We start from the raw sequence: 14,151 nt of genomic DNA on the forward strand, positions 1-14,151 counted from the left end.
GTCTCTTCCGACACGCCGCCGATGGCGTCGCGGATGGCCGAATAGAAGCCGGGCTTCTCGGCGATGTAACGCTTCATCACCGCGAACAGGGCTTCTTCTTCCTCGTTCTGCGGGTTCGACAGGACCGAGATGTCCTTCTCGGCCTTGGGCCCCAGCACGCACAGCAAGGTGGCGTCGCCGCCGTCGTCCAGGATCAGGTTCGGATAGCCGCCGTCGGCCCATTCAAAGATCTTGTGCGCGTAGTCCCAATACTCGATCAGGGTCTCGCCCTTGGTGGCGAAGACCGGCGTGCCCGAGGCGGCGATGGCGGCCGCGGCGTGGTCCTGGGTCGAGAAGATGTTGCACGACGCCCAGCGCACCTCGGCGCCCAGCGCTTCCAGCGTCTGGATCAGCACGGCGGTCTGGATGGTCATGTGCAGGCTGCCGGCGATGCGGGCGCCCTTCAGCGGCTGGGCCGCGCCGTATTCCGCGCGCAGGGCCATCAGGCCGGGCATCTCGGTCTCGGCGATGGCGATTTCCTTCTTGCCGAAGTCGGCAAGCGAGATGTCGCGGACGATGTAGTCGGTCATGCGTGAGGCTCCTGCCCATGCGCGGATGCTGGATTGGCGGCGGCTATACCCCGGCGCGCCCTTGGGAGCAACAAACCCATAAGGATATCCTTATGTCCCGCCCGCCGACGGATGGGCGCTTGCCAATGATAGGGATCGAGCGTTTCATCCCGTCAAAGATGTCGAGGCCTGAATGGTCAACCGCCGCATGTTGGTCGCGGGCGCCGTCGGCGCCGCGTTCAGTCCCTGTTCAGCCATCGCCCGGCAGGAGTCGTTCGAGAACGAGGATGTGCGGCGCGGGCGGGCGACCGTGCCGGTGTTTCTGAACGATCAGGGGCCGTTCCATTTCATGGTGGATACGGCGGCTACGGCCTCGGTGATCTCCGCCGACCTCGCTGAACGCCTGGGTCTCGCGGACGCCGGACCGATCGGAATGCACACCCTGATCGGCCGCGAAGTCGTGCCGACTGTCCGCGCGATGCGGATGAGAACCGGCGCATTGGACGCTTCGGAGGTACGCCTGGCGGTGGGGCAGCGGCTGGCGATGAGCGGCCTGGACGGTTTGCTGGGCTGCGACCTTCTCGTCGCCAGCAAGGTGATCCTCAATTTCCGCGGGTCGCAGCGCACCCGCATCGCCCGCTCCAGCGCGCCGCCGCGCGGGTTTCACCGTGGCGCCACGCCGGGCATTCCCGTGGTCATCAAGGGGGAGCGCCGGTTTGGAAATCTGCTGATGGCGCCGGCGCATGTCTGGCGCACGCCCGCCACCGCCATCATCGATTCCGGGGCGGAAGGCACCATCGTGAACCGTGCCGCCGCAGTGGCCGGGTACGCTACGCCGCTGGTTCCCCGTGACGGTGAATCTATCAGGCGAATCCAGAGCCCCACCGGCAGCGTGGCCTGGGGGCAAGCGATGGTGCTGCCGTCCTTGCGTTTCGCAGGGATGGGGATGACCAATCTGCCTGTGGCGGTCGGTGACTTTCACAGCTTCCGGATCTGGGGGGTGGAGGACCAGCCGGCGATCCTGGTGGGGCTGGATATTCTGCGCCGCTTCAGCGTGGTTCACATCGATCTCAAGCGCAGTGAGTTGAGCCTTCAGCTATAAGCTCTTTGCGAGCGACCTGGCCGAGTCTACACAGCGCGCCATGATCCGCGACCTCTCGATCCCTCGCCACGACTGGACCCTGGACGAAGTGGAGGCGCTGTTCGCGCGGCCCTTCATGGAACTGGTGTTCGAGGCGGCGACAGTGCATCGGCGCTGGTTCGACCCGTCGGAGGTGCAGAAGAGCCAGCTGTTGTCGATCAAGACCGGCGGCTGCGCCGAGAACTGCGGCTACTGTTCGCAGTCGGCCAGTTTCGACACGGGCCTGAAGGCCGAGAAGCTGATGGATGTGCAGGTCGTTCTGGCGGAGGCCATGGCGGCCCGGGCCGGGGGCGCCGACCGGTTCTGCATGGGCGCGGCGTGGCGTGAGCTGAAGGATCGCGACACGCCCAAACTGGCGACGATGATCGCGGGCGTGAAGGCGCTGGGTCTGGAGACGTGCGCGACGCTGGGCATGCTGACGGCCGATCAGGCACGGCAGCTGAAGGCGGCGGGCCTGGACTACTACAACCACAACCTGGACACCGGGCCGGAGTATTACGCCGAGGTGGTCACGACCCGGACTTATCAGGATCGGCTGGAGACCCTGCAGCACGTGCGCGATGCGGGCATGTCGACCTGCTGCGGCGGCATCGTCGGCATGGGCGAGGCGCGGCGCGACCGGGCCGGGTTGTTGCATGCGCTGGCGACCCTGCCCGAGCATCCGGACAGCCTGCCCGTCAACGCCCTGGTCCCGGTGACGGGGACGCCTCTGGGAGACAGAATTCTGGGCGAGCGGGTGAAGCGTGAGGGCGAGATCGACCCGATCGAATTCATCCGCACCGTCGCCGTGGCCCGGATCGTCTGCCCCCGGTCGATGGTCCGTCTGTCGGCCGGGCGCGAGACGATGAGCCCGGAAATGCAGGCCCTGTGCTTCCTGGCCGGCGCCAACTCCATCTTCGTCGGCGGCAAGCTGCTGACTACGCCCAATCCCGAGCAGGACGAGGACGCGCGCCTGTTCGCCCTGCTGGACCTGAAGCCCTATGTCGCGCCGCGGGCCGAGGCGGCGGCGTAACCGGGCCTTAAGTCCGACGAGGGCAGGGTGCGTCCATGGATCGACGCGCCTTCCTGACCCTGTCCGCCAAGTCTGTGGAGGCACGCAAGACCTCCAGCGACAAGAGTGCGGCCGCCGGTGGTTATCTGCGGCTGGCGACGGCGACGGCGGCGGTTCCCCGACCGGACGGCCGACGCGGGGTGATGACAGTCGAGACCGGGATCGATGTGCAAGACGCGGCCCTGTTCGCCCGGGCCCAACAATCCCAACCTCGCCTGAACGCAGCCTATGCGGCCGTGGTCCAGCGTGAGACGGCGCAACTGCGGTCCGGCTTTCCGCCCGATGTGAACCGTATCGCCCGGGCCTTGCAGACGGCGACCGACACAGCCCTGGGCCGCGCGGGTGCGCGGCTGCTGATCGGCACAGTCATGGTGATCTGAACTCTTTTGTTGGCCTATCGCGCTTCGCGCTACATGAGGCCGTGGATTCGGGCCTGCCGCATTTCGCGCTGCTTGAGGGCGTTGGGCGGTCCCGGCCGTCAGTCCTGCGTCGGGCCCGGGCGGCTGGCGTCGCCGTAGGTCAGGGCCAGGAAGACATCCTCCAGGTCCGGATCCTCGGTGGCGATGTCGCGGATGGTGACACCTGCGGCGCGCACGGCGGCCAACACCTGCTCGACGCTGGATTCACCGGTGCGATAGGTGACCGCGAAGGCGCCGTTGGCGCGCGGCGTGACCTCGAAACCCGCCAGCGTGGGCGGTGCGGCGGATTCATCGACCGGCGCGACGACGACGTTGCGGGTGTCCAGCCGCTTCAGCAACTGGCCGGTGGGTTCGCAGGCCACGACCTCGCCCCGGTTGACGATGGCGATGGTGTCGCAAAGCTCCTGCGCCTCTTCCAGATAGTGGGTGGTCAAGAGGATGGTCACGCCCTCGGCGTTGATCTGTCGGACATAGGCCCACAGCTGGCGGCGCAGCTCGACGTCGACGCCCGCGGTCGGTTCGTCCAGGATCAGCACCGGCGGGTTGTGCACCAGCGCCTTGGCCACCATCAGGCGGCGCTTCATCCCGCCCGACAGGGCGCGGACATAGGCGTTGGCCTTGTCCGACAAGCCCACTGCGGCCAGCAGTTCGTCCGAGCGGCGCTCATCGGCGGGCACGCCGTAGAAGCCGGCCTGGACCTCCAGCGCCTCGCGCGGGGTGAAGAAGACGTCGGCGGTGATCTCCTGCGGGACCACGCCGATGGCAGCGCGGGCGTCGCGCGCTTCGCGATCGATGTCGCGGCCCCAGATGCGGACCTCGCCCTCGGACTTGTTCACTACCCCGGCAAGGATGTTGATCAGCGTCGACTTGCCCGCCCCGTTGGGGCCCAGCAGGCCGAACATCGAGCCGCGCGGCACCACCAGATCAACGCCGCGCAGGGCCGTCTTGGGCGGCGCCTTCCGGGATCCGGCGTAGGTCTTCTTGAGGCCCCGCACCTCGATGGCGTTGTCGGGCAGGGCGGCGGGATCGGACATCGGCGACTTCGTCAGACTGGGTGCGGACGGCTTAGGTAGGCCTCGACCGCCGCTTCGCCAAGGGCGATGCGTGATCCGTGGTGTAAAAGATACTTGACATAACTTATGAAGACAAGTTTCCTTGTCACAAGCCATCAACCAAAAGGAGACCCCATGACACGTCTGAAAATGATCGGCCTGACGGCTATGGCTGGGTGCGTCGTGGGCTATGGCGGGGCTGTCGTCGTGGGCCTGATGTTCCGGCTGGGTCATCTGGATCTGAGCCAGATCCAGGCGGTGGCGATCGTCACGGCGCTGGCGCTTGTCGGCGAGGTCGGGCTGTGGGTCGGAGCAGGGTGTCTGGGCCTGACGATCTTCAAGCGACGCAAGGCGCTGTTCGACCGCGTGTTCCGCCGCAAGTCCCTAGGCGGTGACGTGGCGGGTGTTTGACGGCGAGGGAGGCGGGGACTAGGAACGCGGCGACCCCGTTGCAACGGACCGGACCATGCCCCCCCGCCATCCTGACACCCTGCTCCCGCCCGCCGAAGAGGTCGTCGTCTCGACCAGGCGGGTCGCCTGCGACGGCGGCGGCGGCGCCCTGGGGCATCCGCTGGTCTATATGGATATGGGCGAGGACGATTTCGTCGAATGCGGCTATTGCGACCGCCGCTTCCTGCTGTCGGGCCACGCGCATCCCGAGAACGACTATCTGAGCCCTGCCGCGCGGCCGCCCGAGGCGCACTGACGGCGTCGCCAACCTTGCGTTACCGGAATTGAGTCGGGCATCGGCGCCGGGTTCGCTATAGGCGTGGCCCCGCCTCCCTGACGGAAAGTCCCCATGCGCTATCTGCACACCATGGTCCGGGTGAAGGACCTCGACGCCTCGCTGAAATTCTATTGCGACCTGCTGGGCCTGCAGGAGATGCGGCGTACCGAGAACGAGGTCGGGCGCTATACCCTGGTGTTCCTGGCGGCGCCCAGGGATGCGGCGCGGTCGGCGGCCGAACGGTCGCCCGAGGTCGAGCTGACGTATAACTGGGATCCAGAAGACTATCAGGGCGGACGCAATTTCGGCCATCTGGCGTACCGCGTCGACGACATCTATGCGGCCTGCCAGCGGCTGATGGACGGCGGGGTGACGATCAACCGGCCGCCGCGCGACGGCAACATGGCCTTTGTCCGGTCGCCGGACGGCATCTCCATCGAGCTGCTGCAGGAAGGCGCACCGCTGGCGCCGGCCGAGCCCTGGGCGTCGATGCCCAATACGGGCGTCTGGTAGATGCGGCTGTCTGCGGCGAGCGCCGCCATCCTGTCGCTGGCCATCGTCGTGAGCGGTTGCGCCTCGTCCACCGAGACCTATCCGGGGCGCACCGCGACCGAGCAACTGCTGGTCGCCCGCGCGGCCGACAGCGCCGTCGAAGGTCTGACCCTGCCGATCCCGCAGGGCTCGCGCGTGTTCGTTGACGAAGCCTATTTTCAGGGCGAGGCCGCCCGCTACGCCATCAGCGCCATTCGCGGCGCCCTGTCCGAGGCCGGCTATTCCCTGTCGCGCGAACGGGACAGCGCGGATGTGATCTTCGAGATCCGCGCCGGCGCCCTGTCGCTGGAGCAGATGCGACGGGTGTTCGGCGTGCCGGAGATGCGCATTCCGATCAACGACACCTTCAACGTCGTCTCGATGCCGGAACTGTCAGTCTACAGCAGCCGCGACCGGATCGGCGTCGCCGAGTTCTCCGGCTTCCTTTATCACGCCAAGACGGGCGCCCCGATGGGCGCGGTTCTGCCGATGATCGGCCGCTACCGTATTCGCAGCCACAAGGCCTTTATGGTCGTCAGCTGGGGTCAACAACAGGCCCAGCCTGGACAGCGCGATCCCGGATCAAGCTGGACGGAATTCTAGAAGCGCGCCGCGCGACGACTTTCGAGTCACCCGCACGTCACAATCCAGACATTTTTCGTTAACCCCATCTTCCCACCGGATAAGTCGCATGCAACCTTGCGTTCCGGTAATGGATTTGGGGGTCTCGATAATGCAACGCTTTCATAAGCTTGGCCGTAAGGCCGGGTGGCTTTCGACCGCCTCGGCCGCCAGCGTTCTGGCCGCGGGTCTGCTGGCCGCAGGCGCGGCGCAGGCAGAGGTGCCGAACAACAGCCTGAACCCCAATGCGCCGCCGACACTGGCCGACCCCGATGCGGTCAACGGCATCGGCATTGTCTATGCCGACTATGGTCCGCTGGGGGGCGGTGTCTGCACCGCGACCCTGATCAATCCGCGCACGGTCATTTTCGCGGCCCACTGCGTCAATGACGACGCCGAGACCAACTATGGCTATGGCAACGGCGGAACGCCGTTGGCCGTCGGATTCAAGGGGGATGCGCGCACCGGCCTGATCAACTGGCTGGGCAGCCGCAGCTCCAGCTATATCGATCAGACCTACAACATCGACCGCGTCTTCTATGACGCCCGGTCGCTGGATCAGCCGGCCGGCGGTTTCTATGAAGCCGATGTGGCCATCGGGGTGCTGGACGCGCCGACGCGCGGCGTGCCGACCTGGGCCATGCTGTTCAGCCCGCTGACGGGCGAAGAGGACCTGCACGTCACCATCGGCGGATACGGCCGTTCGGGCACCGGCACGACCGGCCAGTCCCAAGGCGTCGACTTCCGGCGCCGCGCCGGCGAGAACATGATCGGGGCCCTGGCGTCCATCGACGACGTGAACCTGTGGCTGTTCGGCGACGGCAATCAATCGGGTCTGGGCCAGAACCTGTATCTGGTCGATTTCGACGACCCGGCGGGGACCAGCCCCTATGATTTCAACATCTTCGGCAATGACGTCGCCCTGCCCGGCGAGGGCCTGACGGCCCAGGGGGATTCGGGCGGCGCCCTGATCCTGGACCGCGCGTTCGACATCCCGGTCATCGCGGGCGTGCTGTCGCTGGGCACGCGCTATTTCAGCGCCCAGCCGTCGGCCAGCTACGGGACCACGGCGGGCTATCAGCCGTTGTACCTGTTCTGGGACTATGTGGTCGCCAACAACCCGTACAAATACGTCACGGCCAAGGGCGGTGACGGCGACTGGTTCGATGCGACGCATTGGACCCAGATGATGGACCCCAACTACAAGATCATCGTCGACGGGCAGTTGCAGACCGGTCTGCCGGGCACGCCCGCCGCCGGCGTCGGCGGCCAGGGCGGGGAATGGGGCGCCATCTGCTTCCTGGACGATTGCCTCGATGCGTCCGAACTGGCGGAGTACAACCACGAGAACGCGCCGAACGCCGGAACGGTCCCGGTTTCGCAGAGCGGTTCCAACCGCGCCATCGTAGGCCGTGATGACCTGGTGGTCGGGCTGAACGATGCGTTGGGTGCGGCAGTGGCTGTGCCGATCGGTTCGACCGCGACCCCGTCAGCCGTTGTCACGGCGCCGGGCGCGTCGGCCCCGTTCGAATATGTAGCGGGCGGCCCCGGCTCGACCGGGTTCGTGCCGGACAACACCGCCGGCTCCATCGCCGACGACATCCGGCCCGCCTATTATGACGTGACGCTGACGACGGCCGGGCGCACCCGGCTGAACAACGGCGGTGCGGTGATCGATCGCCTGCTGATCGGCGCGTCGGGCGCGGTTCTGGACATAGGCGAGAACGGCTATCTGGCCTCGCTGATCGACACCACGGTGACGGCGGGCGAGCTGAACGTCGACGGTCGGTTCGACACCTTCGAGATGCTGCTGATGGGCGGCCTGCTGAGCGGCAGGGGCGTGGTGGACCCCACCGTCCTGACCTCCATCATGGGCTCGATCGCGCCCGGCGGCGTGGGCCAGGTGGGCGAATTGACGGTCATCGGCGACGTGGTGATGACCTCGGGTTCGCGTCTGTTCATTGACATCGCGGGTTCGACCTCGGACCGGCTGACGCTGGTGGCCGATCCGGCCCAGGGCACGACCGGCGAGATCTCGGTCGGTGGCCTGCTGGGGCTGAATTTCGTGGCCGCCCCGACCTATGGGACGACCTATACGATCATCACCGCGCCGGGCGGCGTGTATGGCGGCTTTGACGGGATGGTTGACCTGCCCGGCGTTCTGACGCCGACCCTGCAGTATACCAACAACGCCGTGCGGGTGACGCTGGACGCCGCGTCCTTCGCGGACTTCATCAATCCCAACTCGCCGTCGCAGGCGGCGATCGGCGGCCTGCTGGACCGGTCGCGGGGAGCCAGCTACGCGGCCCTGTCGCCGATCTATACCCAGGTCGATCTGATGGAGGGCGCCCAGCTGGGCGCGGCGCTGGAAAGCCTGGCGCCCTATACCGCCCTGTCGGCGGCGACCCTGGGCGCATCGCAGACCGAGACCTTCCAGGCGGTGGTGTCGGACCGTCTGGCCCTGCGCCGGGACGGGTCGCACACCGGCCTGACCCTGATCGGCAAGGGCGTCCAGGTTGCGGCGATGAACGACGAACTGGCGCCCATCGTGGCCGCGGCCATGGCGGCGGCGCAGGACGAGACCTCGGCCCGCCCGGCCTGGGCGACCGGCTGGCGCGAAGGCGTCGCCGCCTTCCTGGCGGCCGGCGGGTCGCAGGGCGAGGCGCGGTCGCTGCGCGGCGTCACGCCGATCGGCACGGACCGCGACGATCAGGACGCCTGGTATGTCACCGGGGGGCTGGAGCGGACGGTGGACGCGCTGACGGTCGGCGGATCGCTGGGCTATGCCGACGGCACGTCCGAGTATGCGGCGTCCCTGGGCCGGACGGACACGCGCCAGATTCAGGCGACGGCCTATGCCACGATGCGCGGTTCGCGCGGTGGCTTCCTGGGTGGCTATGTCGGCTATGGCTGGCTGGACGTCGAGAGCGAGCGCAACGTCGTCCTGGGCGGCACGACGCTGCGCGCCGAGGGCGAGACGGACGGCACGGTCCTGTCGGCCGGGTTCGAGGTCGGGGACGAGATCAACACCCGCCAGGGCATCGCCATCATCCCCAGCTTTGGCCTGAACGCCTACAAGGTGTCGCTGGACGGCTATGACGAGACCGGTTCGGCCGTCGCCATGTCGATCGGCGACGTCGACTATGACTCGCTTCAGGGCTTCATGGGCGTGCGCTTCGAGGGCGAGGTCCGGACCCGGGACTGGAGCATTCGCCCCGCGCTGGGCCTGCGCGCCGTCACCGCCATCTCGGGCGATTCCGAAGGGGTCATGGCCGGCTTCGTGGCCGGCAGCGGCCCGTTCGCCGACTTTGCCGGCCCGACCCGCGACAAGGGCTGGGGTGAGGTGTCGGGCTCGGTGGTCATCGCCGGGCCGCGCGCCGACCTGACTCTGCAGGCGGCCTCGGTGTTCGAGCGTGACGATCTGGACTACCAGACCTATCGCGCCACGGTGTCGATGAAATTCTGAGGCCGCGCAGCCTCTGAAAGCGAAGGCCCCGGCGGAGCGATCCGCCGGGGCTTTTTCGTGCGACATCCTGCGATGACGGATCGCGTTCGGCACCCTATGTTCGCGCCCATGACCGACGCGACCGCCGCTGAACCGATCGACCGCCCCCTGACCCAGGACGGGCCGCCGCTGCGCCTGTGGATGATCGACGCCTCGGCCTATATTTTCCGGGCCTATCACGCCCTGCCGCCGCTGACGCGCAAGTCCGACGGCCTGCCGGTCGGGGCGGTCCAGGGCTATTGCAACATGTTGTGGAAGCTGATCCGCGACATGAAGGGCGAGGACGGGCCGACCCATCTGGTCGCCATCTTCGACCATTCGGAAAAGACGTTCCGCAACACCCTTTACCCGCAATACAAGGCCCACCGCCCGCCGCCGCCCGAGGACCTGATCCCCCAGTTCCCGCTGGTGCGCGAGGCGACGGCGGCGTTCGGCGTCCACTGTGTCGAACTGCCCGGCTATGAGGCCGATGACCTGATCGCCACCTATGCCTGCAAGGCGCGCGACGCGGGCGGCGAGGCGGTCATCGTCAGCTCCGACAAGGACCTGATGCAGCTGATCGGCAACGGCGTCGTCATGTACGATCCGATGAAGGACCGGCGGCTGGAGGAAGAGGCCGTCTTTGAAAAGTTCGGCGTCACCCCGGACAAGGTGGTCGAGGTGCAGGCCCTGATCGGCGACAGCGTCGACAACGTCCCCGGCGCGCCCGGCATCGGCCCCAAGACGGCCGCCCAACTGATCCTGGAATACGGCGATCTGGACACGCTACTGGCGCGAGCGGGCGAGATCAAACAGCCCAAGCGGCGCGAGACCCTGATCGAGTTCGCCGACCAGATTCGCCTGTCCCGGGAGCTGGTGACCCTGACCTGCGACGCCCCGGCGCCCGAGGCGATCGACGACTTCATCATCCGCGATCCGGACCCGGCGACCCTGTCGGAGTTTCTGGAGCGGATGGAGTTCCGCTCCCTGTCGCGCCGGGTCGGCGACGGCAAGGCCCCGCAGAAGGAAGGCTCGGCCTTCGCCCGCCAGCCGACCGCGCCGATCGCCAGCCCGCGCTATGCCCCGGCCGAGGTCGCGACGCCGGTCGAGGCGCACGATTTCGACCGCGACAGATACGAATGCATCCAGACGCTGGAGGACCTCGACCGCTGGATCGCCCGCGCGCGGGAAGTTGGGGTCATCGGTTTCGACACTGAGACGGACGCCCTGTCGGCCACCCACGCGGGCCTGTGCGGGGTCTCGATCGCAGTGGGGCCGAACGAGGCCTGCTATGTGCCGCTGACTCACGATCACGAACCGACGGGGGATGGCGGTCTGGATTTCGGTCTGGACCTGAACGGCGGCGCGGCGCGCGAGCCGCTGACCCAGATCCACAAGCCCACGGCGCTGGAGCGTCTGAAGACCCTGCTGGAGGATACGTCTGTTCTGAAGGTCGGCCAGAACATCAAATACGACCTCGCCGTCATGGCCCGGCGCGGCGTCCGCGTGGCGCCGATCGAGGACACGATGCTGATCAGCTACGTCCTTGAAGGCGGGATGCACGGCCACGGCATGGACGAGCTGGCGCGCCTGCACCTGGGCCACGAGCCGATCCCGTTCAAGACGGTGGCTGGGACCGGCAAGAGCCAGAAGAGCTTCAAGCACGTCGAGCTGCAGCCGGCCACCTGCTACGCCGCCGAGGACGCGGACGTGACGCTGCGCCTGTATCATATCCTCAAGCCGCGACTGGCGGCCGAGGGCCTGTCCACCGTCTATGAGACGCTGGAGCGGGGCATGCCGCCGGTGCTGGCGGACATGGAGCGGGCGGGCATTCGTGTCGATCCGGACCGGTTGCGGTCGCTGTCCAGCACCTTCGGCAAGCGGATGGCCGAGCTGGAGGAACAGGCGCACAAGCTGGCGGGCCGCCCCTTCAACGTCGGCAGCCCGCGCCAGATTGGCGAGATCCTGTTCGGCGAGATGAACCTGCCCGGCGGCAGGAAGACGGCGTCCGGCCAATGGGGCACCGAGGCCAGCGTGCTGGAAGACCTGGCCCTGACCCACGACCTGCCGCGCGCCATTCTGGAGTGGCGCCAGCTGTCCAAGCTGAAGGGCACCTATACGGACGCCCTGATCGCGGCGATGGACGAGAGCACCAACCGGGTCCACACCAGCTATCAGCTGGCGGCGGCGACGACGGGCCGGCTGGCGTCCAGCGATCCCAACCTGCAGAACATCCCGATCCGCACCGAGACCGGGCGCCAGATCCGTCAGGCCTTCATCGCTCGCCCCGGCCATGTGCTGATCAGCGCCGACTACAGCCAGATCGAGCTGCGGTTGTTGGCCCATATCGGGGACATCGCCGAGCTGAAGCGCGCCTTCAAGGCCGGGCACGACATCCACGCGGCCACGGCGTCCGAAATGTTCGGCGTGCCGATTGAACAGATGGACGCCGAGACCCGCCGCCGGGCCAAGGCGATCAATTTCGGCATCGTCTACGGCATTTCCGCCTTCGGCCTGGCCAATCAGCTGGGCATCGATCAGGGCGAGGCCGGGGCCTATATCAAGACCTATTTCGAACGCTTCCCCGGCATCCGCGACTACATGGACCGGACCAAGGCCGAGGTGCGACAGGCGGGCTATGTCTCGACCATCTTCGGGCGACGCATCCATATTCCCGCGATCCACTCCAAGTCGGGCGCCGAGCGTCAGTTCGGCGAGCGGGCGGCCATCAACGCCCCGATCCAGGGCGCCGCCGCCGACATCATCCGCCGCGCCATGATGCGGATGCCGGGTGCGTTGAAGGACGCCGGGCTTGAGACCACCATGCTGCTGCAGGTCCACGACGAACTGATTTTCGAGGCGCCGGAGACCGAGGCCGAGGCCGCCATCACGGTGGTCAAACGTGTCATGGAAGAAGCCCCCGAACCTTTCGTGGCCCTGACCGCTCCGCTGGTCGTGGACGCCCGCGCGGCGAAGAACTGGGATGAGGCGCACTGATGGAGACCCCGATGATCGACCCCGACATCCACGACAACGCCGAGGCGCGTCGCTACGAGCTGACCGTCGACGGTCAGACGGCGGTGGTGATCTACAACCCGGTCGAGGGCGGACTGCTGATCACCGAGACCATCGTGCCGATCCCGCTGGAAGGACAGGGGATCGCCAGTCGGATGGCGAAACATGTGTTGGCGGATATTCGCCGGCGCGGGCTGGTGATCCTGCCGACCTGTCCGTTCTTCGCCGGCTATCTGAAGAAGCATCCCGAGCACGCCGACATCGTGCATTCGGGCTATCGGACGGTGCTGGGTCTCTGACCTCGCCGTGCGTCGCCGGGCCTGCTAGGGCGGGGCGATGAAGAGCGAACCCCTCGATGTCCTGATCGTCGGCGCCGGCGCGGCCGGGATGATGTGCGCTATCGAGGCGGGCAAGCGCGGCCGCCGGGTGCGCGTGATCGACCATGCGCGGGCGCCGGGCGAGAAGATTCGCATCTCGGGCGGAGGGCGCTGCAACTTCACCAATCTGGGGACCGGCGCGGCCAATTTCCTGGGCGAGAATCCGCGCTTCGCCACCTCGGCGCTGAAACGATTCACCCAGCATGACTTCGTGAAGATGGTGCAGCGGCACGGCATCGCCTTCCACGAGAAGACGCTGGGCCAGCTGTTCTGTGACGACAGCGCCAAACAGATCATCCGTATGCTGACGGACGAGATGCGGGCGGCGGGTGCGGTCCTGTCGCTGGACGTCGGCGTGGATCGAATCGAGCGCACGGGCGAGGGGTTTGAGATCGCCCTGAGCGACGGGTCGCGGGTGCGAGCCACCTCGCTGGTGGTGGCGACGGGCGGCAAGTCGATCCCCAAGATGGGCGCGACCGGCTGGGGCTATGATGTTGCGCGCCAATTCGATTTGCGGGTGACCGAGACGCGGCCGGGGCTGGTTCCCCTGACTTTCGAGCCGGGACTTCTGGAGCAGCTGAAACCGCTGGCGGGCGTGTCGGTCGAGGCGGTGGTCAAACACGGCAAGACGACGTTTGCCGAGGGCCTGCTGTTCACCCACCGCGGCCTGTCGGGGCCTTCGATCCTGCAGATTAGTTCTTACTGGCACGAGGGCGAGGCGATCACCGTATCGCTGGCGCCGGATCAGGACGTGGCGGCGCGGTTGCTGGCCGCAAAGATCGAAAACGGCAAACAGGCGGTGCATACGGCGTTGGGCCATATCGTGCCGCGCCGTCTGGCCGAGGTTGTGGTCGCGCGCGAGGGTGTGGCGGGCAAGCTGGCCGAGGTCGGGGACAAGCGGCTGCGGGCGCTGGATGCGGCGATCAATCAGTGGACGGTCAAGCCGGTCGGATCCGAGGGTTATCGCACAGCCGAGGTGACGCTGGGCGGGGTCGACACCCAGGCGCTGGATCAGCAGACGATGCAGGCGAAGAGCGTTCCCGGCCTGTATTTCATCGGCGAAGTGGTCGATGTGACCGGCTGGCTGGGCGGCTATAATTTCCAGTGGGCCTGGTCTTCCGGCTGGGCGGCGGGTCAGAGCTGCTGATCCCTGCGGCGTCGGCGCCCGTTGTGGTCACGCGGGCC

The 14,151-nt window shown here is 67.3% G+C and carries 13 protein-coding genes; 11 read left to right on the forward strand and 2 right to left on the reverse strand.

Annotated features, from left to right (window positions below):
- On the reverse strand, positions 1-569 hold a 569-nt coding region (locus EON91_RS05035; RefSeq protein ID WP_292092079.1), incomplete at its 3' end, for an adenosylhomocysteinase.
- Positions 570-741: 172 nt separating this feature from the next.
- On the opposite strand from EON91_RS05035, the gene EON91_RS05040 reads away from it, so the two are divergent.
- Genes EON91_RS05040 through EON91_RS05050 form a run of 3 tightly spaced genes read left to right on the forward strand, consistent with a single transcriptional unit; the run spans position 742 to position 3,120 of the window.
- Positions 742-1,650: an aspartyl protease family protein gene (locus EON91_RS05040; protein WP_292092081.1), complete on the forward strand. Its 909-nt coding sequence runs from the start codon at positions 742-744 to the stop codon at positions 1,648-1,650.
- A 40-nt stretch (positions 1,651-1,690) separates the two neighbouring features.
- A complete protein-coding gene (bioB, locus tag EON91_RS05045) occupies positions 1,691-2,701 on the forward strand; it encodes a biotin synthase BioB (protein ID WP_292092084.1) in 1,011 nt (336 codons plus the stop codon).
- A gap of 35 nt (positions 2,702-2,736) precedes the next feature.
- Positions 2,737-3,120 (forward strand): Tat pathway signal protein, encoded by a 384-nt coding sequence (locus EON91_RS05050; RefSeq protein WP_292092086.1) that lies wholly within the window; start codon positions 2,737-2,739, stop codon positions 3,118-3,120.
- 98 nt (positions 3,121-3,218) lie between these two features.
- On the opposite strand, the gene EON91_RS05055 is transcribed toward EON91_RS05050, so the two are convergent.
- Positions 3,219-4,193, reverse strand: a complete 975-nt coding sequence (locus EON91_RS05055) for an ABC transporter ATP-binding protein (protein WP_292092089.1) — start codon at positions 4,191-4,193, stop codon at positions 3,219-3,221.
- 153 nt (positions 4,194-4,346) lie between these two features.
- Between EON91_RS05055 and EON91_RS05060 the strand changes: the two genes are divergently transcribed.
- From EON91_RS05060 to EON91_RS05095, 8 genes are all read left to right on the forward strand, one after another.
- Entirely contained in the window at positions 4,347-4,622 is a 276-nt protein-coding gene (locus EON91_RS05060) for a hypothetical protein (protein ID WP_292092091.1), read from the forward strand.
- Between the two features lie 55 nt (positions 4,623-4,677).
- Complete coding sequence (locus EON91_RS05065) at positions 4,678-4,917, forward strand: zinc-finger domain-containing protein (protein WP_292092092.1); 240 nt, start codon at positions 4,678-4,680, stop codon at positions 4,915-4,917.
- Positions 4,918-5,010: 93 nt separating this feature from the next.
- Positions 5,011-5,451 (forward strand): VOC family protein, encoded by a 441-nt coding sequence (locus EON91_RS05070; RefSeq protein WP_292092111.1) that lies wholly within the window; start codon positions 5,011-5,013, stop codon positions 5,449-5,451.
- Positions 5,452-6,072 (forward strand): DUF6655 family protein, encoded by a 621-nt coding sequence (locus tag EON91_RS05075; RefSeq protein WP_292092115.1) that lies wholly within the window; start codon positions 5,452-5,454, stop codon positions 6,070-6,072. It abuts the gene before it with no gap.
- A gap of 130 nt (positions 6,073-6,202) precedes the next feature.
- Entirely contained in the window at positions 6,203-9,556 is a 3,354-nt protein-coding gene (locus tag EON91_RS05080) for an autotransporter domain-containing protein (protein WP_292092116.1), read from the forward strand.
- A gap of 108 nt (positions 9,557-9,664) precedes the next feature.
- Positions 9,665-12,571 carry a DNA polymerase I gene (gene polA, locus EON91_RS05085; protein WP_292092117.1) on the forward strand — a complete coding sequence of 969 codons (2,907 nt, stop codon included), beginning with the start codon at positions 9,665-9,667 and terminating at the stop codon, positions 12,569-12,571.
- Between the two features lie 11 nt (positions 12,572-12,582).
- Positions 12,583-12,888 carry a GNAT family N-acetyltransferase gene (locus EON91_RS05090; protein ID WP_292092118.1) on the forward strand — a complete coding sequence of 102 codons (306 nt, stop codon included), beginning with the start codon at positions 12,583-12,585 and terminating at the stop codon, positions 12,886-12,888.
- A gap of 37 nt (positions 12,889-12,925) precedes the next feature.
- Positions 12,926-14,113 carry an NAD(P)/FAD-dependent oxidoreductase gene (locus EON91_RS05095; protein ID WP_292092120.1) on the forward strand — a complete coding sequence of 396 codons (1,188 nt, stop codon included), beginning with the start codon at positions 12,926-12,928 and terminating at the stop codon, positions 14,111-14,113.
- Positions 14,114-14,151 lie beyond the last annotated feature (38 nt).

It is taken from the genome of Brevundimonas sp. (genome assembly GCF_004210735.1).
Classification (GTDB): Bacteria; Pseudomonadota; Alphaproteobacteria; order Caulobacterales; family Caulobacteraceae; genus Brevundimonas.